Source organism: Pseudomonas sp. RIT-PI-a, assembly GCF_001187875.1.
GTDB lineage: Bacteria > Pseudomonadota > Gammaproteobacteria > Pseudomonadales > Pseudomonadaceae > Aquipseudomonas > Aquipseudomonas coleopterorum.
Genome location: NZ_LGIR01000031.1, coordinates 118,651 through 140,268 on the forward strand (window position 1 = coordinate 118,651; position 21,618 = coordinate 140,268).

25 protein-coding genes are annotated in these 21,618 nt (G+C 62.4%); 23 read left to right on the forward strand and 2 right to left on the reverse strand.

The window, feature by feature from the left end:
• Positions 1–34: 34 nt before the first annotated feature.
• A complete protein-coding gene (locus AC788_RS17760; RefSeq protein WP_049861881.1) occupies positions 35–583 on the forward strand; it encodes a glycine zipper 2TM domain-containing protein in 549 nt (182 codons plus the stop codon).
• On the opposite strand, the gene AC788_RS17765 is transcribed toward AC788_RS17760, so the two are convergent.
• On the reverse strand, positions 568–1,527 hold the full coding sequence (locus AC788_RS17765) for a LysR family transcriptional regulator (RefSeq protein WP_152965765.1): 960 nt from the start codon (positions 1,525–1,527) through the stop codon (positions 568–570). The genes AC788_RS17760 and AC788_RS17765 overlap by 16 nt on opposite strands.
• Positions 1,528–2,035: 508 nt before the next feature.
• Here AC788_RS17765 and AC788_RS17770 point away from each other — a divergent pair.
• From AC788_RS17770 to argE, 8 genes are all read left to right on the forward strand, one after another.
• Positions 2,036–3,556 carry an amino acid ABC transporter permease/ATP-binding protein gene (locus AC788_RS17770; RefSeq protein WP_049861882.1) on the forward strand — a complete coding sequence of 507 codons (1,521 nt, stop codon included), beginning with the start codon at positions 2,036–2,038 and terminating at the stop codon, positions 3,554–3,556.
• A 29-nt stretch (positions 3,557–3,585) separates the two neighbouring features.
• The gene (locus AC788_RS17775; RefSeq protein ID WP_049861883.1) at positions 3,586–4,458 is read left to right on the forward strand and encodes a phytanoyl-CoA dioxygenase family protein; all 873 of its coding nucleotides are present in this window, start codon (positions 3,586–3,588) and stop codon (positions 4,456–4,458) included.
• Positions 4,459–4,483: 25 nt separating this feature from the next.
• Positions 4,484–5,317 (forward strand): transporter substrate-binding domain-containing protein, encoded by an 834-nt coding sequence (locus AC788_RS17780; RefSeq protein ID WP_049861884.1) that lies wholly within the window; start codon positions 4,484–4,486, stop codon positions 5,315–5,317.
• 71 nt (positions 5,318–5,388) lie between these two features.
• Positions 5,389–6,120, forward strand: coding sequence for a class II aldolase and adducin N-terminal domain-containing protein (locus AC788_RS17785; RefSeq protein WP_049861886.1), 732 nt, complete (start codon positions 5,389–5,391; stop codon positions 6,118–6,120).
• Positions 6,121–6,252: 132 nt separating this feature from the next.
• Positions 6,253–7,548, forward strand: coding sequence for a flavin-containing monooxygenase (locus AC788_RS17790; RefSeq protein WP_049861887.1), 1,296 nt, complete (start codon positions 6,253–6,255; stop codon positions 7,546–7,548).
• Between the two features lie 49 nt (positions 7,549–7,597).
• Complete coding sequence (locus AC788_RS17795; protein ID WP_049861888.1) at positions 7,598–8,008, forward strand: RidA family protein; 411 nt, start codon at positions 7,598–7,600, stop codon at positions 8,006–8,008.
• A 13-nt stretch (positions 8,009–8,021) separates the two neighbouring features.
• On the forward strand, positions 8,022–8,699 hold the full coding sequence (locus tag AC788_RS17800; protein ID WP_049861889.1) for a DUF1028 domain-containing protein: 678 nt from the start codon (positions 8,022–8,024) through the stop codon (positions 8,697–8,699).
• Positions 8,696–9,850, forward strand: a complete 1,155-nt coding sequence (gene argE / locus AC788_RS17805; RefSeq protein WP_049861890.1) for an acetylornithine deacetylase — start codon at positions 8,696–8,698, stop codon at positions 9,848–9,850. Before AC788_RS17800 ends, argE begins: the two co-directional genes overlap by 4 nt.
• Positions 9,851–9,919: 69 nt before the next feature.
• Here argE and suhB read toward each other — a convergent pair whose 3' ends face one another.
• Positions 9,920–10,735: a type III secretion system regulator SuhB gene (suhB, locus tag AC788_RS17810; protein ID WP_049861891.1), complete on the reverse strand. Its 816-nt coding sequence runs from the start codon at positions 10,733–10,735 to the stop codon at positions 9,920–9,922.
• 134 nt (positions 10,736–10,869) lie between these two features.
• Between suhB and trmJ the strand changes: the two genes are divergently transcribed.
• The 14 genes from trmJ to AC788_RS17880 all read left to right on the forward strand — a co-directional run bounded on the left by trmJ (position 10,870) and on the right by AC788_RS17880 (position 21,617).
• Positions 10,870–11,622, forward strand: coding sequence for a tRNA (cytosine(32)/uridine(32)-2'-O)-methyltransferase TrmJ (trmJ, locus tag AC788_RS17815; RefSeq protein ID WP_049861892.1), 753 nt, complete (start codon positions 10,870–10,872; stop codon positions 11,620–11,622).
• Positions 11,623–12,402: a serine O-acetyltransferase gene (gene cysE / locus AC788_RS17820; protein WP_049861893.1), complete on the forward strand. Its 780-nt coding sequence runs from the start codon at positions 11,623–11,625 to the stop codon at positions 12,400–12,402.
• A 159-nt stretch (positions 12,403–12,561) separates the two neighbouring features.
• The gene (iscR, locus tag AC788_RS17825; RefSeq protein ID WP_049861894.1) at positions 12,562–13,059 is read left to right on the forward strand and encodes a Fe-S cluster assembly transcriptional regulator IscR; all 498 of its coding nucleotides are present in this window, start codon (positions 12,562–12,564) and stop codon (positions 13,057–13,059) included.
• A 34-nt stretch (positions 13,060–13,093) separates the two neighbouring features.
• Positions 13,094–14,308 (forward strand): IscS subfamily cysteine desulfurase, encoded by a 1,215-nt coding sequence (locus AC788_RS17830; protein ID WP_049861895.1) that lies wholly within the window; start codon positions 13,094–13,096, stop codon positions 14,306–14,308.
• 53 nt (positions 14,309–14,361) lie between these two features.
• Positions 14,362–14,748: a Fe-S cluster assembly scaffold IscU gene (gene iscU / locus AC788_RS17835; RefSeq protein WP_043186545.1), complete on the forward strand. Its 387-nt coding sequence runs from the start codon at positions 14,362–14,364 to the stop codon at positions 14,746–14,748.
• A 90-nt stretch (positions 14,749–14,838) separates the two neighbouring features.
• On the forward strand, positions 14,839–15,162 hold the full coding sequence (iscA, locus tag AC788_RS17840; RefSeq protein WP_049861896.1) for an iron-sulfur cluster assembly protein IscA: 324 nt from the start codon (positions 14,839–14,841) through the stop codon (positions 15,160–15,162).
• A gap of 9 nt (positions 15,163–15,171) precedes the next feature.
• The gene (hscB, locus tag AC788_RS17845; RefSeq protein WP_049861897.1) at positions 15,172–15,693 is read left to right on the forward strand and encodes a co-chaperone HscB; all 522 of its coding nucleotides are present in this window, start codon (positions 15,172–15,174) and stop codon (positions 15,691–15,693) included.
• A 46-nt stretch (positions 15,694–15,739) separates the two neighbouring features.
• On the forward strand, positions 15,740–17,602 hold the full coding sequence (hscA, locus tag AC788_RS17850; protein ID WP_049861899.1) for a Fe-S protein assembly chaperone HscA: 1,863 nt from the start codon (positions 15,740–15,742) through the stop codon (positions 17,600–17,602).
• A 3-nt stretch (positions 17,603–17,605) separates the two neighbouring features.
• Positions 17,606–17,947 (forward strand): ISC system 2Fe-2S type ferredoxin, encoded by a 342-nt coding sequence (fdx, locus tag AC788_RS17855; protein WP_043186555.1) that lies wholly within the window; start codon positions 17,606–17,608, stop codon positions 17,945–17,947.
• A gap of 13 nt (positions 17,948–17,960) precedes the next feature.
• Complete coding sequence (iscX, locus tag AC788_RS17860) at positions 17,961–18,161, forward strand: Fe-S cluster assembly protein IscX (RefSeq protein WP_049861900.1); 201 nt, start codon at positions 17,961–17,963, stop codon at positions 18,159–18,161.
• An 88-nt stretch (positions 18,162–18,249) separates the two neighbouring features.
• Entirely contained in the window at positions 18,250–18,675 is a 426-nt protein-coding gene (ndk, locus tag AC788_RS17865) for a nucleoside-diphosphate kinase (protein ID WP_043186559.1), read from the forward strand.
• 28 nt (positions 18,676–18,703) lie between these two features.
• Complete coding sequence (gene rlmN, locus AC788_RS17870) at positions 18,704–19,852, forward strand: 23S rRNA (adenine(2503)-C(2))-methyltransferase RlmN (RefSeq protein WP_049861901.1); 1,149 nt, start codon at positions 18,704–18,706, stop codon at positions 19,850–19,852.
• A 14-nt stretch (positions 19,853–19,866) separates the two neighbouring features.
• Positions 19,867–20,622, forward strand: a complete 756-nt coding sequence (pilW, locus tag AC788_RS17875; protein WP_049861902.1) for a type IV pilus biogenesis/stability protein PilW — start codon at positions 19,867–19,869, stop codon at positions 20,620–20,622.
• Positions 20,619–21,617, forward strand: coding sequence for a RodZ domain-containing protein (locus AC788_RS17880; protein WP_049861903.1), 999 nt, complete (start codon positions 20,619–20,621; stop codon positions 21,615–21,617). Before pilW ends, AC788_RS17880 begins: the two co-directional genes overlap by 4 nt.
• Position 21,618 lies beyond the last annotated feature (1 nt).

Here is a 21,618-nt window from a genome sequence, read left to right on the forward strand (position 1 = left end):
GCCTGGCGCCATGACCGTAGTCAGGAGGTTCAAAGTGAATAAGTCGTTGCTGATTGGTGCAGTGCTGGGTGCTGTCGGTGTTACCGCCGGAGGCGCCGTTGCAACCTACAGCCTCGTGAACAAAGGCCCCGAGTACGCCGACGTCTTGGCCGCAGAGCCGATCAAACAGCAGATCAAGACGCCGCGCGAAGTGTGCAAGGATGTCACTGTGACTCGGCAGAAGCCGGTGCAGGATCAGCATCAGATCGTGGGCAGTGTATTGGGTGCAGTGGCGGGCGGCTTGCTCGGCAATCAGGTCGGTGGTGGCAACGGCAAGAAGATCGCCACCGTGGCCGGTGCCGTCGGCGGTGGCTACGCCGGCAACAAGGTCCAGGAGGGCATGCAGGGTCGTGACACCTACACCACGACTCAGACCCGCTGCAATACGGTCAACGACATCAGTGACAAGGTCGTGGGCTACAACGTGAAGTACCAGCTCGACGGCAAGGTCGGCCAAGTGCGCATGGACCGCGACCCAGGCTCGCAGATCCCGGTGAACAAGCAGGGTCAATTGATCCTTGGTGAGAATCAGGCTGGGCAATAAGCTCCAGATTCCTCCTCGCTCACACGCGCCGCCGGTCCCGGCGGCGTCAGCTCCACACTCCGGCAATACTCCATGAACAGCCGAGTCGCCCGACTCGGCTGGTTGTTGCGCAGGTGCGCCATCACCAGCGTTGAGGCCGGCATGTAGTCTTCGATTTCCAGATGCGCCAGCAGCTTGCCGTCATAGGTCATATGGCTGCACGGCCGCGTGACCAACACCGAAAATCCCAATCCTTGCCCTACCATGCAGCGCACCATCTCGATGGAGGGGGAGCTGTAGGCAACGACCGGGGCATAGCCCTTCTCGGTGAAGATATCCATGAAGTAACTGCGGCTGGGAACGGCATCGAGCAGGATCATCGGCTCCTCGCTCAGGGCCTGCAAAGTGACCGAGGTTCGTTGCGCCAGAGGGTGATTGAGCGGTAGCAGGGCGTAGGGCTTGTGAGGCGCGTTGAGGGCCTGTTTGTGAATGGTGTTGCCCAGTTCCAGGTCGTAGAGAAAGGCCAGGTCGAAACGACCACGGTGCAGGCCGTGCATCAGTTCATGCTGTTCGCCGTCATAAAGTTGAATGGCAACTTCCGGATACAGGCTTTTGAATCCGGCGACCAACTTGGGCATGTACAACGGCGCGGCCGATTCGAAACAGCCAATGGCAATGGTGCCCGAAACATTGCCATTCTCGGCGCGCGAATCCTGCTCCAATTCCTGAGACAGCCTCAATAACTCCTTGGCCTTTTCATAGATCCTGCCGCCGCCGGCCGTGAGTGAAACACCTTGGGCATGATGGCGGACGAACAAGGGTTGATTGAAGGCTTCTTCGAGATTCTTGATTGCGACGGAGATGGACGGCTGGGATATATGCAACTGCCTGGAGGCCTCGGCAATGCTGTCCTGTTCGACGGCCGCGACGAAGTATTTGAGTTGCCGAAGGGTGAAGTGCATCAAGTTCAGCTCCTCGGCAGCGCCGTGCAGCCCTGCGCCGCCTGAATAGGTTTTACCTATGCCTGCGAAGACCATGCCACTGCCTGGGCTACCCTGAACTACCAGGACTGTCGGAACCCTGATCACACTTCACGCCCAGCAATAGCGGCGCTCTGCAAACGAGCTTCTGAAGTGCGGCATTCCGGCACACCCAATGAATCAAGGCGCAAAACCCATTTCGCACCAAAAAGTCTCGTCTGCCATAAGACCGGAAACAGGCTGCGCTAAAACCGTGCAGTGGTTTTCAGGATTTCCTGATCTTTGTATCCAACCAAGCAGAAACAGGGAGTGCGATGTTCGACTCGGGAACTTCTGCTTAGGTTTTTCCTATGCAAGGGGCCCGAATTTACTAATTTCGGCGGAACCTGGCATCAATCATGATGGGTTTAAGACGGGCAGAACGGGCAACGTTCGAAGTTCATAGTCGACAGGAAGTCACCCATCACCCTTGACCTTGCCAAGCGAGCCGACGATGACGTTTGATTGGAAATACATGTTTGGTCTGCTCGGCGATACCGAGTTCTGGATGGCGGCCTGGACCGTGATTCAACTCAGTGTATTGACCTGGGTCGTCAGTATTGTGCTGGGCTTCGTACTGGCGCTGGCGAAGCAATCTTCCCGTCCATTGCTCAACTTGCCGGCGCGCGGTTACATCTGGCTGTTTCGCAGCCTGCCGCTGCTGGTCCTGCTGATATTCGTCTACAACCTGCCACAGGCGATGCCGTCCACTTCGGCCGTGCTGGCCAACCCGTTCTGGGCCGGGCTGATCGCGCTGGTGTTGAGTGAAACCGCTTACGTTGCGGAGATCCATCGCGGCGGGCTGCTGTCCATCGCCAAGGGGCAAAGCGAGGCTGCACGAGCATTGGGCCTGCGCTTTGCCGGCACCCAGTGGCGCATCGTCATCCCCCAGGCCTTGCGGGTGGCCCTGCCGTCGCTCACCAACGAATTCATTTCCATCGTCAAGCTCAGCTCGCTGGTGTCGGTGATCTCGCTGACCGAGATCCTCATGGTGGGTCAGCGCCTTTATTCGCAGAACTTTCTGGTCATGGAAACCATGGCAGGGGTGGCGTTCTTCTATGTGCTGATTGTGACCGTGTTCGATTTCCTGCTCAAACGCCTGGAGCGTTATCTGGACGTGACCCAGACCAAGGCCGCGCGTCAGCCGGATGCCGAAGTGCTGCGCCTGGCCACTGAACACCGCGCCGCCGTGACGCGACCCGACAGCGCCGCCACCGGTCCTGCGTTGCAGGCGACCAAGCTGCACAAGGCCTATAACGACGTCGAAGTGCTCGGTGCGGTAAGCCTGCAGATCGAGCCGGGTGAAGTGGTGTCGGTGATCGGTCCTTCGGGTTCGGGCAAGACCACACTGATTCGTTTGCTCAATGGCCTGGAGCAGATCGACAACGGCGACATCAAGATCAACGGTAAACCGTTCATTCATCTGAACCGGCAGGGCGCGCAACCGCCGCGCTATGTGGAGCACGCCGAGCACCGCATGAACATCGGCATGGTGTTCCAGAGCTTCAATCTGTTCCCGCACATGACCGTGCTGAACAACCTGTTGATGGCGCCGCGTTATCACCGTCTGGCGCCCCTGGCCGAACTCAAACAGCAGGCCTACGCCTTGCTGCACAAGGTCGGCATGCTCGACCACGCATGGAAATACCCGCATCAGTTGTCCGGCGGCCAGCAGCAGCGCGTGGCGATCGCCCGGGCATTGATGATGCGCCCGCAGATCATGCTGTTCGATGAGCCCACCTCGGCGCTCGATCCGGAGAAGGTCAACGAGGTGCTGCAGGTCATCGAGGCCCTGGCCAGCGAAGGCATCACCATGATCATCGTGACCCACGAAATGAATTTTGCCTTCAAGGTTTCCGATCGCATCGTCTTCATGGAGAAGGGGCGAGTGGTCTGCGACGACAGCCCGCAGGCGCTGCGTGGCGGTCACAACCCGCGAGTGGAAGCGTTCCTGAAAGATGTCTCGTTGGCCTGAAGCCAACCCTACCGGTGCGAGGAGAGAACATGATCGAGCAATGGCAGATAGACCAGTTTCACCAGGATGGCTTTCTGGTGGTCGAGGACGTGCTGGCGGCGCCTGAAGTGGCGGCGCTGCAGCATGACTTCGATCAATGGGTGCAGGACAGCCGCAGCCAGGCTCAGGCCTGGGGTGAAACCCTGGATGGTCGCGCACGTTTCGATGTGGAAAGCGATCACCGTGCCGACCATCCCTCCCTGCGCCGGGTAGCGTCGCCCACCGAGATTTCGCCGGCGTATCGCCAGACGGCCTTCGAATCGCGCATGGCCGAAATCGCCGGCCAGTTGATCGGCGGAAGCGGCACTCGTTTTCATCACAGCAAGATCAACTCCAAGCTGCCGCACACCGCGACCCAGGTGAAATGGCATCAGGATTTCCTCTTCACTCCGCACAGCAACGACGACCTGGTAACGGCGCTGTTGATGGTCAGCGAAGTGACCGCGCAGAACGGTCCGCTCAAGGTGATACCCGGTAGCCACAAAGGCCCGCTGTGGTCGCACTGGCACGACGAGCGTTTCACCGGCGCGGTGGCCGATGCCGTGGTCGAGGAGCACTGCCAGGCGCCGGTGGCCTGCTTCGGCCCGCCGGGCTCGGTGTGCTTCATGCACACCCGCCTGCTGCATGCTTCGAGCCCCAACCACACCGAAGATCCGCGGACGTTGTTCATCAGCGTGTACGCCGCCGAGGACGCTCTGCCACTGGCCGACAACCCGCTGCCCAGTGCGCACGCCGGACGCTTGGTTGCCGGGTGCGAGAGCGGCTTGATCCGCAGCACCGAGAACCATGTTCGCCTGCCGCAGAAACCCAAGGGTGCATCGTTTTTCGTCCAGCAAGCCGGTACCGACCTGGCAACAGCCTGAATCCATTGACTGCGAGGAATACCCCATGAAGTTGCCAAGCCTGAAAGCCCGCCCCGTCGCCATGGCCGTGTTCGGCGCCATCCTGGCCGCCAGTTCGTTGAGCGCTTCGGCGTTCCAGCAGCCCGGCAAGATCGTCGCCGGGTCCGACATGACGTTCTTCCCTTACGAATACATGGAGAAGAACAAGCCCGCCGGCTTCGATATCGAGTTTCTCGACGGTCTCGCCAAGGTCATGGGCATGACTGCGGAAAACATCGACACCCGCTTTCCCAACCTGATCAGCGGGCTTCAGGCCGGACGGTTCGATATCACCAACTCGTCGATGTACATCACCGCCGACCGCATGAAGGTGATCGACATGGTCCCTTACCTGAAAAGCGGTGAGTCGATCCTCGCGGTCAAGGGCAGCGCTTATCAGCCCAAGACGCCGGAAGAGTTCTGCGGGCACAAGATCGGCTCCATGGGCGCCACCTCCTGGTTGCAGCAGTTGCAGAAGCTGTCCGCCGAGTACTGCGTGAAGAACGGTCTGCAGCCGATCGCCATCAGTGAGTACGGCACCGACCCGCAAACCACCCAGGCCATGCTCGCCCACGCGGTGGAAGCGCAGATCACCGACGCGGCGGTCGCTCGCGGGGTGGTCGACAAGCTGGGCGATCGCGTGGTGATTTCCTCGCAGACCCTGATCTACCCGGTGCTCAACGGCTTCGGTGTGAAGAAGGGCAACGACGAGGTCCGCAACGCGCTGATCCAGGGCCTGGAGAAGTACAGCAAGACCCCCGAATACGCGGCGCTGCTGGACAAGTACAAGTTCCAGGCACCGACCGCCGATGACATCGCCGCCTTGATGCCCAAGCCCTGATATCGCGCCTCGACATCAGCCGACAGTATCCGTCGATCCTGGCGGGTACGTTTCAATGGAGTGCCCAGAGCATGGCCCTGAGTTTCGAAGAACAGACGCGCATCGACCTGGCCGCAACGTTCCGCATCATCGCCCACCTGGGCATGCACGAGGCGGTCGCCAACCATTTCAGCGCCGCCATCAGCGCCGACGGCAAGCAGTTCCTGCTCAACCCCAAGTGGGTGCATTTCTCGCGGCTGCGGGCCAGTGATCTGTTGCTGCTCGATGCCGACGATACCGAAGCCGCGCACCGCCCGGACGTGGACGCCACGGCATGGTCGATCCACGGCCAGGTTCACCAGTGCCTGCCCGATGCCCGTGTGGTGCTGCACCTGCACCCGGTCTACACCACGGCCGTAGCTTGCCTTGCGCAACCCAAGATTCTGCCGGTCGACCAGAACACAGCGCGTTATTTCAACCGTGTGGCGGTGGACGAACTCTATGGTGGCATGGCTGATACCAGCGCCGAGGGCGCTCGCCTGGCCAACCTGCTGCAGGACAAGCGCCGGCTGCTGATGGGCAACCACGGCGTCATCGTCACCGCCGCCACGGTGGGCGAAGCCTTCGATGACATCTGGACCTTGGAGCGGGCCTGCCAGATTCTGGTAACGGCCTGGTCGACCGGCCAGCCGCTCAAGCTGCTCGCCGATGACGTGGCGGAAAAGACCGCACGGGACTGGGAGAAGATCACCGATTTTTCCCAGCGCCATTTCGAAGAAATGAAGCACCTGATGATCCAGGCGGACCCTTCGCTGGTGGACTGAGCGCAACCGAGCGCCCGAATGATTGAAGCTTTGCACACAGCCTCGCGGGTGCCGCAGGACGCCGTGCGCCCGGCTTTCGAATTTTCATGAAGACAGCGACTGGCCACCGACGGCCTGTCGAAGGATGCCAAGATGAACCAACAGATCACCGAAATAGACACCCTGGTCGTAGGCGCCGGCCAGGCCGGCGTGGCCATGAGCGAGCACCTGAGCCGTCTGGGTATCCCTCATCTGGTGCTGGAGCGGCATCGTATCGCCGAAGCCTGGCGCTCGGGCCGCTGGGACTCGCTGGTGGCCAACGGTCCGGCCTGGCACGATCGGTTCCCGGGCCTGGAATTCGACATGGACCCCGATGGCTTTGCCGGCAAGGAGCAGGTGGCCGACTATTTCGAGGCCTATGCCCGCAAGTTTGATGCGCCGATCAAGACCGGCGTCGAGGTCAGGCGTGTCACGCGCAATGTTGGCCGTGCCGGCTTCACCGTGGAAACCAGCGATGGCACCTATTACGTCAACCACCTGGTATCGGCCACCGGGCCGTTTCAGAAGCCGGTGATCCCGGCCATCGCGCCTACGGATTCGACCCTCCACCAGATTCACTCGGCGCACTATTTCAATCCTGAACAATTGCCCCAAGGCGCGGTACTGGTGGTCGGGGCCGGTTCCTCCGGGGTGCAGATCGCCGAGGAGTTGCTGCGTGCCGGGCGTAAGGTCTACCTCTCGGTGGGTCCCCACGATCGGCCGCCGCGCGCCTACCGTGGGCGCGACTTCTGCTGGTGGCTGGGGGTGCTCGGGCTGTGGGACAGTGAAACGGTGCAGGCGGGCCGGGAGCACGTCACCATCGCCGTCAGCGGTGCCCGCGGCGGGCACACCGTGGACTTTCGGCAACTGGCTCAGGCGGGCATGGTGCTGGTGGGTCTGACCGAGCGGTTTGCCGACGGCAAGGTCAGCTTCGCCCAGGATCTGAACGACAATCTGGACCGAGGCGACGAGAACTACCTGGCGCTGCTCGATGCTGCCGACGCCTACGCCGAGCGCAACGGCCTGGACCTGCCCCTGGAGCCGACCGCCCGCGAGCGCGTGGCCGACGCGGCGTGCATCGCCGAGCCGTTGCAGGCGCTGGACCTGACCGAGGCGGGGGTGTCCACGATCATCTGGGCCACCGGCTATTCGCAGGACTACAGCTGGTTGCAGGTCGACGCCTTCCACGCCAACGGCAAGCCACGTCATCAGCGCGGCGTGAGCAGCGAGCAGGGCGTCTATTTCGTCGGTCTGCCTTGGCTGTCGCGGCGCGGGTCGGCCTTTATCTGGGGCGTCTGGCATGACGCCAAGCATGTCGCCGATCAGATCGCCACGCAGCGCAAGTACCGCGCCTATGACGAGTCCCGGACCGCTGCCCGGACACCCGCGCCGTTGCGCGCCAACGCTTGATCATCACTGTGTCGCCTCACTACGACGCGCACGCCAAGGAGCTTCGTTCATGGTCACCCATACCCGCATCCGCATGTTCAACACCAAGGACACCTACCCCAATCAGAGCCTGGACAACGATTTGTGCCAAGCGGTGCGCGCCGGCAATACCGTGTATGTGCGCGGTCAGGTGGGCACCGATTTCGACGGCAACCTGGTCGGCCTGGGCGACCCTGCGGCGCAGGCCGAGCAGGCCATGAAAAACGTCAAGCAGTTGCTGGAAGAGGCAGGCAGTGACCTGTCGCACATCGTCAAGACCACCACCTACATCATCGATCCGCGTTATCGCGAGCCGGTCTATCATGTGGTTGGCCGTTGGCTCAAAGGTGTCTTTCCGATCTCCACGGGCCTGGTGGTCTCGGCCCTGGGCCAGCCGCAGTGGCTGATGGAAATCGATGTGATCGCCGTCATTCCGGACTGAGGAGTTCTCTGCCATGACCTTTTCCATCGCAGCGCGCTGCGCCGAAACCGGCCAGTTGGGCATCGCCATCAGTTCGTCGAGCATCGCCGTGGGTGCTCGCTGCCCGTGGCTTGTGGCCGGTGTGGGCGCGGTGTCGTCGCAGAACATCACGCTGCCAGCCCTCGGCCCGCAGACACTGGCGCAACTGGAACAACAGGTGTCGCCTGACCAGGCGTTGCAACAGGTGCTGGACCGCGACGGCTTCGGTGCGTATCGCCAGATCATCGCCATCGATGCGCAAGGCCGGAGCGCCCACGCCAGTGGCAGCCAGACCCTGGGCATTCATCACGCGCGCAGCGGTGAGCAGTGTGTCGCCGCCGGCAACATGCTGGCCACAACCGCCGTGGTCGACGCCGTGGTCGAGGCGTTCGAACACGCCTCCGGGCATTTGGCCGAGCGTCTGCTGCACGCCATGCTCGCCGGCCTGGCCGCGGGCGGCGAAGCCGGGCCGGTGCATTCGGCGGCGCTGAAGGTCGTGGGCGAGCTGCCGTGGCCCATTGTCGATCTGCGCGTTGACTGGGCCGAGCATGACCCCTTGGGCGAGTTGCAGGGATTGTGGCTGGCCTATCGACCGCAGATGCAGGACTACATCGACCGTGCCCTGAATCCGGCGGTAGCACCGGGCTATGGCGTGCCCGGAGACGAGCGATGAGCGTCAGCCGTGAGCTGCTGGCGCACTTGGTGGCCTTCGACACCACCAGCCGCGAATCCAACCTTGCCCTGATCGAGTTCGTTCGCGACTACCTGACCGGGCATGGCGTGAGCAGCGAGCTGATCTACAACGAGGACGGCAGCAAGGCCAATCTGTTCGCCAGCATCGGCCCGGCCGATGTGCCGGGCATCGTCCTGTCGGGTCATACCGACGTGGTGCCGGTGGACGGCCAGGCCTGGACGTATCCTGCGTTCCAGTTGAGCGAAGCGGACGGCAAGTTGTACGGCCGCGGCACCGCGGACATGAAAGGCTACATCGCCTGCGTACTGGCACAGGTGCCCACGCTCGTGCAGGCGCCCCTGCGTCGGCCGGTGCACATTGCCTTGTCCTACGATGAAGAAGTCGGTTGCCTGGGCGTGCGCTCGCTGCTCGAGGCTTTGCGGAGCAAACCGGTGCAGCCGATGTTGTGCGTGATCGGCGAGCCGACCGAGCTGGCGCCGGTGCTCGGCCACAAGGGCAAACTGGCCATGCGCTGCGAGGTGCAGGGCCTGGCCTGCCATTCGGCCCACGCGCCGAGCGGGGTCAACGCCATCGAATACGCCGCGCGACTGATTGCCGAACTGGGTCGGCTGGGCGATGCGCTGCAGGTCCCGGATGGCCGCAACGAGCGCTTCGATCCGCCGTTTTCCACGGTGCAGGTGGGGGTTATCGCGGGTGGTACGGCACTTAACATCGTCCCCCAGCACTGCCGCTTCGATTTCGAGGTGCGCTCGCTGCCTGCCGAAGACCCGCGACAGTTGACGGAAGCCCTGCAACGCTACGCCGAGCACACGCTGCTGCCGGCCATGCAGGCGATCAGTGGTCAGAGTGCAATTCGGTTCAGCGAGCTGTCCAGCTATCCGGGCCTGGACGTCAGCCATGCCAGCGAGGCCGCCCGCTTGATCGCGCGGTTCAGCGGTTCGCAGGCGTTTTCCACGGTGGCCTTCGGTACCGAAGGCGGGCTGTTCGATCAGGCAGGCATCGCCACCGTGGTGTGCGGGCCCGGCAGCATGGCGCAGGGGCACAAGCCCGATGAGTTCATCAGTGTCGCGCAGTTGGCCGGATGCGACGAAATGCTGGGGCGGATACTGGCTTTCGCCTGCGAAGGTTGACTGGGCGGGGGCTGAATTGCGCCCATGAAAAAAGCACCCCGTGGGGTGCTTTTCTTGTCGTGCCAGGTCTCAGCGCTTGAGCGAGGCCGGCAGGTGCGGCTGGATGGCAGTCAGGACTGCCTTGAAGCACTTGGTGTTACCGGCAACGATGTGGCCGTTTTCCAGGAAGTTGTGACCGCCGGTGAAATCGCTCACCAGGCCGCCTGCTTCCTGAATCAGCAGGACGCCTGCGGCCATGTCCCATTCCGACAGGCCTGACTCCCAGAACGCATCGAAGCGGCCAGCGGCAACGTAGGCCAGATCCAGGCTGGCGGCGCCGGCGCGGCGAATGCCGGCGGTCTGGCCGACCAGGCTGCGGAACATGCCCAGGTAGTTGTCCAGGTTGTCCATCTGGTTGTCGCGGAACGGGAAGCCGGTACCCAGCAGGGCGCCGTCCAGGCTGGTGCGACCGCTGACGCGCAGGCGGCGGCCATTGAGCTGGGCGCCACGGCCACGGCTGGCGGTAAATTCTTCCTGGCGGACAGGATCGAGCACGACGGCGTGTTCCAGGCGACCACGGTACTTGCACGCGATGCTGACGGCGAAGTGCGGTACGCCGCGCAGGAAGTTGGTGGTGCCGTCCAGTGGGTCGATGATCCAGAGGTAGTCTTCGCCTTCACCGCTGCCGGCATGGAAACCGGTCTCTTCGCCACGGATGCCGTGGGTCGGGTAGGCCTTGCGCAGGGCGTCGATGATTTTCTGTTCGGCAGCGCGATCGACTTCGGACACGTAGTCCTTGGCATCTTTCTCGTCGACCTTGATGGTATCCAGGCGCTCGATGGAGCGGAAGATCAATTCACTGGCGCTGCGGGCGGCGCGCAGCGCGATATTCAGCATGGGCTGCATGGACGTTTCACCTAAGGTCGTTAAAGAAAGCCGCGCATTCTAGCAGAAAAGTCGTGGACAAGAAGAGGGACATAGCCTTAGTTATAGGCCTTCTGTAATATTTGCCGCCCTTTCCCCGACACAGAGCCCTAGCCGTGCTGGATAACATCCGAGTCGTCCTGGTCAATACCAGCCATCCCGGCAACATCGGTGGCGCGGCGCGCGCCATGAAAAACATGGGGTTGTCACGGCTGGTCCTGGTTGAGCCCCGCGAGTTCCCGTCGCCCGAAGCCGACGCCCGCGCATCGGGCGCCAGCGACGTGCTGGAAAACGCCCAGGTGGTCGCCACCCTGGAAGAGGCGTTGGTGGGCTGCACCGTGGTGCTGGGCACCAGCGCCCGCGACCGCAGCCTGCCGTGGCCGCTGGTGGATCCCCGCGAGTGTGGCGAGAAGGTCATCGAGGAGGCCGGGCAGGGCAAGGAGATCGCGCTGGTGTTCGGCCGCGAGCACGCGGGCTTGACCAACGATGAGCTGCAGCGCTGTCATTTCCATGTGCACATCCCGTCCAATCCGGAGTTCAGTTCGCTGAATCTGGCGGCGGCTGTGCAAGTGCTTGGGTATGAAGTGCGCATGGCCTGGCTGGCGGGCAAGCGTCCGGCGCCAACGCTGGACAAAACCGAGGAGCTGGCCACCAGCGACGAAATGGAGCGCTTCTATGGCCATCTGCAGGACACCCTGGTCGACATCGCCTTTCTCGACCCGGAAAAGCCACGGCACCTGATGGCTCGCCTGCGCCGCCTGTTCGGGCGCAGCGCCGTGAACAAGTCGGAAATGAGTATTTTGCGCGGCATTCTCACCGAGACCCAAAAGGTCGCTCGGGGCGAGCCGCATAAGCGCAAGGATCAATAAATGTTCGAACGTCTGCGGGAAGATATCCAGAGTGTTTTTCATCGCGATCCGGCCGCGCGCAATGCGTTCGAGGTGTTGACCTGCTACCCGGGCATGCACGCCATCTGGCTGCATCGGGCCGCCCATGCCTTGTGGAAGCGCGAGTTGAAGTGGCTGGCGCGGGTGGTGTCCAACTTCGGTCGCTGGATGACGGGCATCGAGATCCATCCTGGTGCGACGGTGGGGCGACGCTTCTTCATCGACCACGGCATGGGCATCGTGATTGGCGAGACGGCCGAGATCGGTGACGACGTGACGATCTATCAGGGCGTGACCTTGGGCGGCACCAGCTGGAACAAGGGCAAGCGCCATCCGACCCTGGCCGATGGCGTGGTGGTGGGGGCGGGCGCCAAGGTGCTCGGGCCGTTCACGGTGGGTGCCGGGGCCAAGGTCGGCTCCAACGCGGTGGTGACCAAGGAAGTACCACCCGGCGCGACCGTGGTCGGGATACCCGGCAAGATCATCGTCAAGAGCGATGACGAGCTGGACGCGCGGCGCAAGGCCATGGCCGAGAAGATCGGTTTCGATGCCTATGGCGTCGGCGGCGAGGACATGCCGGACCCGGTCGCGCGGGCCATCGGCCAGCTGCTCGATCACCTGCATGCGGTGGACGGGCGTCTGGAAGGAATGTGTGGCGCGCTGAACCGCCTGGGCAGCGACTACTGCGCCAAGGACCTGCCGCCCTTGCGCGACGAAGACTTCGAATGCGTGCAAGGCGCGGAGCGCAAGGCGCAGTCTTGATCCGGGCCGTCACACAGGCCCCAATCGGCATCATTAGTCTGCTACCATTGCGCCGCCGTTTTTGCGCTCAAGTCCTAGTAAATCCGTAGGACTTATAGTTGACAAATTTACTCGGAAATAGGATGATCGAACCTATTCCGAGAACCCGTGGTACTAGCCATGCGACTGACAACGAAAGGCCGATACGCCGTCACTGCCATGCTCGACCTGGCATTGCACGCGCAGCGTGGCCCGGTCTCATTGGCCGACATCTCCGAGCGCCAGGGCATATCCCTGTCCTACCTGGAGCAACTGTTCGCCAAGCTGCGCCGGGGCAACCTGGTGTCCAGCGTGCGTGGTCCCGGCGGTGGTTATCAGCTGTCCCGCGACATGGAAGGCATCCAGGTTGCACAGGTCATCGACGCGGTCAACGAATCGGTCGATGCCACCAAGTGCCAGGGCCTGGGTGATTGCCACGCCGGTGACACCTGCCTGACCCACCACCTGTGGTGTGACCTCAGCCAGCAGATTCACGAATTTTTGAGCGGTATCAGTCTGTCCGACCTTGTCACTCGTCGTGAGGTGCAAGAAGTCGCTCAGCGCCAGGATCTGCGTCGTTGCAACAGCAACGGCCGCATGCAGCGCCTGGACAAGATCGAAACGTCTGCCGTCGAATGAGAAAGCCAGGTTAGCCGCCTGATAGGAGATACCAATGAAGTTGCCGATTTACCTCGATTACTCCGCGACCACGCCAGTGGATCCTCGCGTTGCACAGAAGATGATCGAATGCCTGCAGATGGACGGGAACTTCGGTAACCCGGCTTCCCGTTCGCACGTGTTCGGCTGGAAGGCTGAAGAAGCCGTCGAGAACGCCCGTCGTCAAGTGGCCGACCTGGTCGGTGCCGACCCGCGCGAGATCGTCTGGACCAGCGGTGCCACCGAGTCCGACAACCTGGCGATCAAGGGTGTGGCGCACTTCTACCAGACCAAGGGCAAGCACATCATCACCACCAAGATCGAGCACAAGGCGGTCCTGGATACTACCCGCCAGCTCGAGCGTGAAGGTTTCGACGTCACCTATCTGGAGCCCGGCACCGATGGTCTGGTCACTCCGGCCATGATCGAGGCGGCCATGCGTGACGACACCATCCTGGTCTCGGTCATCCATGTGAACAACGAAATCGGCGTGATCAACGACATCGCTGCCATCGGCGAGCTGACTCGCTCGCGCGGCGTGCTGTTCCACGTCGATGCGGCCCAGTCCACCGGCAAGGTCGAGATCGACCTGTCGGCACTGAAGGTCGACCTGATGTCGTTCTCGGCGCACAAGACCTACGGTCCCAAGGGTATCGGCGCGCTGTACGTCAGCCGCAAGCCGCGTGTTCGCCTCGAAGCGGCCATGCACGGCGGTGGTCATGAGCGCGGCATGCGTTCGGGCACCCTGGCCACGCACCAGATCGTCGGCATGGGCGAAGCCTTCCGCATCGCCAAGGAAACCATGGCCAGCGAGAACCTGCGCATCAAGGCGTTGAGCGATCGCTTCTACCAGCAGGTCGAGAACCTCGAAGAGCTGTACGTCAACGGCAGCCTGACGGCCCGTGTGCCGCACAACCTGAACCTGTCCTTCAACTATGTCGAAGGCGAGTCGCTGATCATGGCCCTCAAGGACCTGGCAGTGTCTTCCGGTTCGGCGTGCACCTCGGCCTCGCTCGAGCCCTCGTATGTACTGCGCGCCCTGGGCCGCAACGACGAGTTGGCCCACAGCTCCATTCGTTTCACCTTCGGTCGCTTCACCACCGAAGAAGAAGTCGATTACGCCGCGCAGAAAGTCTGCGAGGCCGTCACCAAGCTGCGCGCTCTGTCGCCGCTGTGGGACATGTACAAAGACGGTGTCGATATCTCGAAGATCGAGTGGGCGGCGCACTAAGTAGCTGCCGACAAGAGCGGCTTACCTGATGAGTTTCAGTAAGGATCAATACCATGGCTTACAGTGAAAAGGTCATCGACCACTACGAAAACCCACGTAACGTGGGCAAGATGGACGCCGAAGATGCCGACGTCGGCACCGGCATGGTCGGCGCTCCGGCGTGCGGCGATGTGATGCGTCTGCAGATCCGCGTCAACGAACAGGGCATCATCGAAGATGCCAAGTTCAAGACCTACGGCTGCGGTTCGGCCATCGCTTCCAGCTCCCTCGCCACCGAGTGGATGAAGGGCAAGACCCTGGACGAAGCCGAAACCATCAAGAATACCCAGCTGGCCGAAGAACTGGCGTTGCCGCCGGTGAAGATCCACTGCTCGGTGCTCGCCGAGGACGCCATCAAGGCGGCCGTGCGCGACTACAAGCAGAAGAAAGGTCTGCTCTGAGTCAGAGCGAAGCTGGACACAGTCGAAGGTTCGATACAGCGCGGTGCGGGTGACCGCTCGCGCGAAACCGTTTGCAGGTAAGGAGTCACGATGGCTATCAGCATGACAGAAGCCGCCGCCAACCATGTTCGTCGTTCCCTCCAGGGGCGTGGCAAGGGTGACGGCATTCGCTTGGGCGTACGCACCACCGGTTGCTCGGGCCTGGCCTACGTGCTGGAGTTCGTCGATGAAGCCGGTAGCGAAGACAAGGTCTTCGAGAACCATGGCGTCAAGGTGATCATCGATCCCAAGAGCCTGGTCTACCTGGACGGCACCGAACTCGATTTCGTCAAGGAAGGGTTGAACGAAGGCTTCAAGTTCAACAACCCCAACGTGCGCGGCGAATGTGGCTGCGGCGAAAGCTTCAATATCTGAGGCACATCCGTGGGTACTCCTTGTCATTTCGCCCTGTTCGACCTCAAGCCCGGCTTTCGCTTGGACCTCGATCAACTGGCCACGCGCTATCGCGAGTTGGCCCGTGAGGTCCATCCCGATCGCTTTGCCGATGCCTCCGAGCGTGAGCAGCGCCAGGCCCTCGAAAAGTCTGCGGGCCTGAACGACGCCTACCAGACCTTGAGGGCTGCGCCCAAGCGTGCGCGCTATTTGCTGTCCATCAGTGGCCAGGAAGTACCGCAGGAAGTCACGGTCCACGATCCGGACTTTCTTCTGCAGCAGATGCAGTGGCGCGAAGAGCTCGAAGACCTGCAGGACAGCGCCGACCTGGCGGGCGTGGCAACGTTCAAGCGCCGGGTCAAGACCGCGCAGGCTGAACTCGAAGACAGCTTCGCTGCCTGTTGGGATGACGCTGCGCAACGCGAACAGGCCGAACGCCTGATGCGGCGCATGCAGTTCCTCGACAAGCTTTCCTATGAAGTGCGCCAGCTCGAAGAGCGCCTCGACGATTAACCCAGTGTCGCTACGGCCGCACGCCTGAATTCCTGACCTGATAAGCATGGCCCTACTGCAGATCGCCGAACCTGGCCAGAGTCCTCAACCACACCAGCGTCGTCTGGCCGTGGGGATCGACCTGGGCACTACCAATTCGCTGGTCGCTGCGCTGCGCAGCGGTCTCTCCGAACCCCTGGCGGACGCAGACGGGCAGGTCATCCTGCCGTCCGCCGTGCGCTATCATGCCGACCGCATCGAAGTGGGAGCGGCTGCCAAGGCCGCCGCTGCCAGCGATCCGCTCAACACCGTGCTCTCGGTCAAGCGTCTGATGGGCCGCGGCCTGACCGACGTCAAGCAACTGGGCGAGCAATTGCCCTACCGCTTCGTCGGTGGCGAGTCGCACATGCCGTTCATCGAAACCGCGCAGGGCCCGAAGAGTCCGGTGGAGGTGTCTGCCGACATCCTCAAGGCCCTGCGTCAGCGTGCCGAAGACACCTTGGGTGGCGAGCTGGTGGGGGCGGTGATCACCGTGCCTGCCTATTTCGACGATGCCCAGCGCCAGGCCACCAAGGACGCTGCACGTCTGGCCGGTCTGAACGTCTTGCGCCTGCTCAATGAGCCCACCGCCGCGGCCGTGGCCTATGGCCTGGATCAACACGCCGAAGGGCTGGTGGCGATCTACGACCTGGGCGGCGGGACGTTCGACATTTCCATCCTACGCCTCACCGGCGGTGTGTTCGAAGTACTGGCCACCGGCGGCGACAGCGCGCTGGGCGGTGATGACTTCGACCATGCCATCGCCGGCTGGATCGTCGAGCAGGCCGGTGTATCCGCCAACCTCGATCCTGGTGCACAACGCCAATTGCTCCAGGCGGCCTGCGCTGCCAAGGAAGCGTTGAGCCAGGCGCATAGCACCACCATCACCTACGGTAGCTGGAGCGCGGAGCTCACCCGTGATGCTTTCCAGGCCCTGATCGAACCCATGGTCGCGCGCAGCCTCAAGGCGTGCCGACGCGCCGTGCGTGACGCGAACATCGAGATCGACGAGATTCTCGCCGTGGTCATGGTCGGCGGTTCCACTCGCGTTCCGCGTGTGCGTGAAGCAGTGGGCGAGCTGTTCGGGCGCCAGCCCCTGACCGACATCGACCCGGATCAGGTCGTGGCTATAGGTGCCGCCATCCAGGCCGATACCCTGGCCGGCAACAAGCGTGACGGCGGCGAGCTGTTGCTGCTCGATGTCATTCCACTGTCCCTGGGGCTGGAAACCATGGGCGGGCTGATGGAGAAGGTGATTCCGCGCAACACCACCATTCCCGTCGCCCGTGCCCAGGATTTCACCACTTATAAAGACGGCCAGTCGGCGCTGCTGGTGCATGTGCTGCAGGGTGAGCGCGAGCTGATCAGCGACTGCCGTTCCCTGGCTCGTTTCGAACTGCGCGGCATTCCTGCCATGGTGGCTGGTGCGGCGAAGATCCGCGTCACCTTCCAGGTCGACGCCGATGGCCTGCTCAGTGTGTCCGCCCGCGAGCTGGGTTCGGGCGTCGAGGCGAGCATTCAGGTCAAGCCGTCCTACGGTCTGACCGACGGCGAGATCGCCCGGATGCTCACCGATTCCTTCCAGTACGCCGGCGATGACAAGGTCGCTCGCCAGTTGCGTGAACACCAGGTCGACGGTGAGCGTCTGATCGAGGCCGTACAGGCCGCGCTGGACGCCGACGGCGAGCGTCTGCTCGACGACGAGGAGCGCATGGTGATCGGCCTGCAGATGGACGAGTTGCGCGCGCTGGTCAAAGGCAGTGACGGTCCGGCCATCGAACAGCAGACCAAGCTGCTGTCGCAGGTGACCGATGCGTTCGCCGCGCGTCGCATGAACAATGCCGTGAAAGACGCCCTGTCAGGGCGCAACCTGAATGAAATTGAGGAATAACTGATGCCGAAGGTGACATTTCTGCCCCACGCCGAGCATTGCCCGGACGGTATGGTGGTCGAGGCTGAAACCGGCAGGTCGCTGCTCGACGTCGCCCACGATCATCACATCGAGATCGAGAGTGCCTGCGGCGGCGTCTGCGCCTGCACCACCTGCCACTGCGTGATCCGCGCCGGTTTCAACACGCTGGAAGAAGCCGACGAGCTGGAAGAAGACTTCCTCGACCGCGCCTGGGGGCTGGAGCCGACTTCGCGTCTGAGCTGCCAGGCCAAGGTCGGCACCGAGGACATCACCGTCGAGATTCCCAAGTACTCGCTCAATCACGCCGCCGAAGCGCCGCACTGACCGAGGGATTGTCATGAGCTATGGTTGGAATGATGTACAGCGCATCGCCGAGGAGCTGGAAGAGCAGCACCCGGATCTGGACCCGTATTCGATCGGCTTCACCCGCCTGCAGCAGATGATCAAGGCGCTTCCGGATTTCGACGACACCTCCGGTCGCGTCGGCGAGAAGGTGCTCGAAGCTGTGCAGACCCTCTGGGCTGCCGAAAAAGACTGATCGATTTGCAGGTTAGGCAATACCCCGGAACCCGCGTATAATTCGCGGGTTTAATTTTTCGCTTCAATCACCGTTTCTGGAGTTTCACATGGCTGTTCAACGTACTTTCTCCATCATCAAGCCCGACGCTGTCGCCAAGAACGTCATCGGCGAGATCACCACTCGTTTCGAAAAAGCCGGTCTGCGCGTCGTTGCCTCGAAACTCAAGCAACTGTCCAAGGCCGAGGCCGAAGGCTTCTACGCCGAGCACAGCGCTCGTGGCTTCTTCGGTGAACTGGTTGCCTTCATGACTTCCGGCCCGGTTGTCGTTCAGGTTCTGGAAGGCGAAAACGCCATCGCCCTGAACCGCGAGCTGATGGGTGCCACCAACCCTAAAGAAGCCGCTGCCGGTACCATCCGCGCCGACTTCGCCGAGTCGATCGATGCCAACGCCGTTCACGGTTCGGACTCCGAAGCCGCTGCTGCTCGCGAAATCGCATACTTCTTCGCTACTACCGAAGTAACCACTCGCTAAGCTACGGCTCACGAGTGAAGGTGAATCCATGACTGATATGACTGGCAAGACGAACCTGTTGGGGCTGACTCAACCGGAAATGGAACAGTTCTTCGACTCGATCGGGGAGAAGCGCTTTCGTGCCGGTCAGGTCATGAAGTGGATTCACCATTTTGGCGTGGACGATTTCGATGCCATGACCAACGTCGGCAAGGCCCTGCGCGAAAAGCTCAAGGCCTGTGCCGAGATCCGCGGCCCCGAAGTGGTCAGCGAGGACATCTCCACCGACGGCACCCGCAAATGGGTAGTGCGCGTGGCGTCCGGCAGCTGCGTCGAGACCGTCTACATCCCCCAGGGCAAGCGCGGCACCTTGTGTGTTTCGTCCCAGGCGGGCTGTGCCCTGGATTGCAGTTTCTGCTCCACCGGCAAACAAGGCTTCAACAGCAACCTCACCGCCGCCGAAGTCATCGGTCAGGTGTGGATTGCCAACAAATCCTTCGGCAGCGTCCCGGCGACCGTCGACCGTGCCATCACCAACGTGGTGATGATGGGCATGGGCGAGCCGCTGCTGAACTTCGACAACGTCATCGCGGCCATGCGCCTGATGATGGATGACCTGGGCTATGGCATCTCCAAACGCCGGGTCACCCTGTCGACCTCGGGTGTCGTGCCGATGATCGACGTGCTCGCCGATCACATCGACGTGTCCCTGGCCCTGTCGCTGCATGCGCCCAACGACGCACTGCGCAACCAGCTGGTACCGATCAACAAGAAGTACCCGCTCAAGATGCTGCTCGAGTCGTGCCAGCGCTACATGTCGCAACTGGGCGAGAAGCGTGTGCTGACCATCGAGTACACCTTGCTCAAGGACGTCAACGATCAGCTCGACCATGCCATCGAAATGGTCGAACTGCTCAAGAACGTGCCGTGCAAGATCAACCTGATTCCGTTCAACCCGTTCCCTCATTCCGGTTACGAGCGGCCGAGCAACAACGCCATCCGCCGTTTCCAGGATCACCTGCACCAGGCCGGCTTCAACGTGACCGTGCGCACCACCCGTGGCGAGGATATCGACGCCGCCTGTGGTCAGTTGGTGGGGCAGGTCATGGACCGCACGCGTCGCAGTGAACGCTACATCGCCGTACGCCAATTAGGCGCTGAGGCCGATATGCCGCAAACTGCCGCGAATCGGAACTGAACGAGAGGAACTCCATGACCCTGCGCGCCGCGCTGCTGATCGTCTTCGCCTTGCTGACCGGTTGCGTCACCACGGGCAAGGTCAATCCGATGGACACCAGCAAGGGTCGGGACGAGGCGCGTCAGGCCTACGTGCAACTGGGTCTGGGGTACCTGCAGGAAGGCAGTACCGAGCGGGCCAAGATTCCCTTGAAGAAGGCCCTGGAGCTCAACGGTTCCGACGCCGACGCCAATGCGGCACTGGCCCTGGTGTTCCAGGCGGAAATGGAGCCCGAGCTTGCCGAACAGCATTTTCGCAAGGCTTTGAACGCACGCAGCGATGCCCGTATCCTGAACAACTACGGCAGCTTCCTGTATGAACAGAAACGCTACAAGGAAGCCTACGAACTGTTCGAGAAGGCCGCCGCCGACACGCTCTATCCAGAGCGCTCGCGGGTCTTCGAAAACCTTGGCATGACAGCGGCGGCCCTGGGCCAGCGTGAGGTGGCACGGCAGAACCTGGAGAAAGCGCTGCGGCTCAACCGCCAGCAGCCGCGGGCGCTGTTGGAAATGGCCGAAATGTCGTACCAGGACATGCAATACGTGCCGGCCAAGGAGTATTACGACCGGTTCACCCAGTTGAGCGAGCAAACCGCGCGCAGCCTGCTGCTTGGCACGCGTCTGGCGAAAGTCTACGAAGACAAGAACAAGGCCGCCAGTTATGGCCTGCAACTCAAACGGCTTTATCCCGGTACGCCGGAATATCAGCAATACCTGTCGGAGCAAAGATGAAAGCGGCGCATCCCGAAGTAGCAGCAGGCTCTCGTGTAAACCCCGGCGATACCTTGCGTCAGGCCCGTGAAGGCAAAGCGTGGTCGTTGCCCGAGGTGGCCGCGCGGCTGAACCTCACCCCGGCCTCTTTGGCCAACCTGGAAGCGGGCGCGTTCGACAAGCTGCCCGGCCACACGTTTTCCCGTGGCTACATTCGCGCCTATGCCAAATTGCTCGGCCTGGATCAGGCCGTGCTGGTGCAGGCGTTCGATCAGTACACCGGCACCAATGCGCAGGGCAGCAACGTGCATGGCCTGGGCCGCATCGAAGAACCTTCGCGCCTGGCCCACAACCTGCTGCGCATCGTCAGCCTGATGCTGGTGCTGGCCCTGGTGGGCGGCGGCTTCCTCTGGTGGCAGGACAAGACCACCACCCGTGGCACCGATCCGACCAACGTTGCGCTGGAGCACGTCGAAGTCGAAAGCGCCGACGGCACGACCCAGATTCATCCATTGGACGAGCCTGAAGACCAGGCCGTGGTGGCTGCTCGCGAAGGCGAACCCACCGCGTTGAGCCTGGGGCAGGGCCAAACCCCGGTTGACCCGGCCACTACCGGCACACCGGCGACCACGACTACCCAGCCATCTGCGACCGTTGCGCAGACCCCTGCAACCGTTGCCACGCCTGTTCCCGCACCTGTACCTAATGCAGCGACAACACCTGCCGCGCCGGCCCCTGTCGCAACGCCTGCGCCAGTCGAGGCGCCCGTGGCCGGGCAGGGCCAGGTCGGCATGAATTTCGTCGCCGACTGCTGGACCCAGGTCACCGATGCCACCGGCAAGGTGCTGTACAGCGGTCTCAAGCGCAGTGGCGAAAATCTTCAGGTCAGCGGCAAGCCGCCGCTTTCCATACGCCTGGGCGTGGCCAATGCCGCCCAGGTGACTTACAACGGTCAAGCGGTGGATGTCGCACCCTTTACCAAGGGCAATACTGCTCGCATGAAGCTGGGGCAATAAC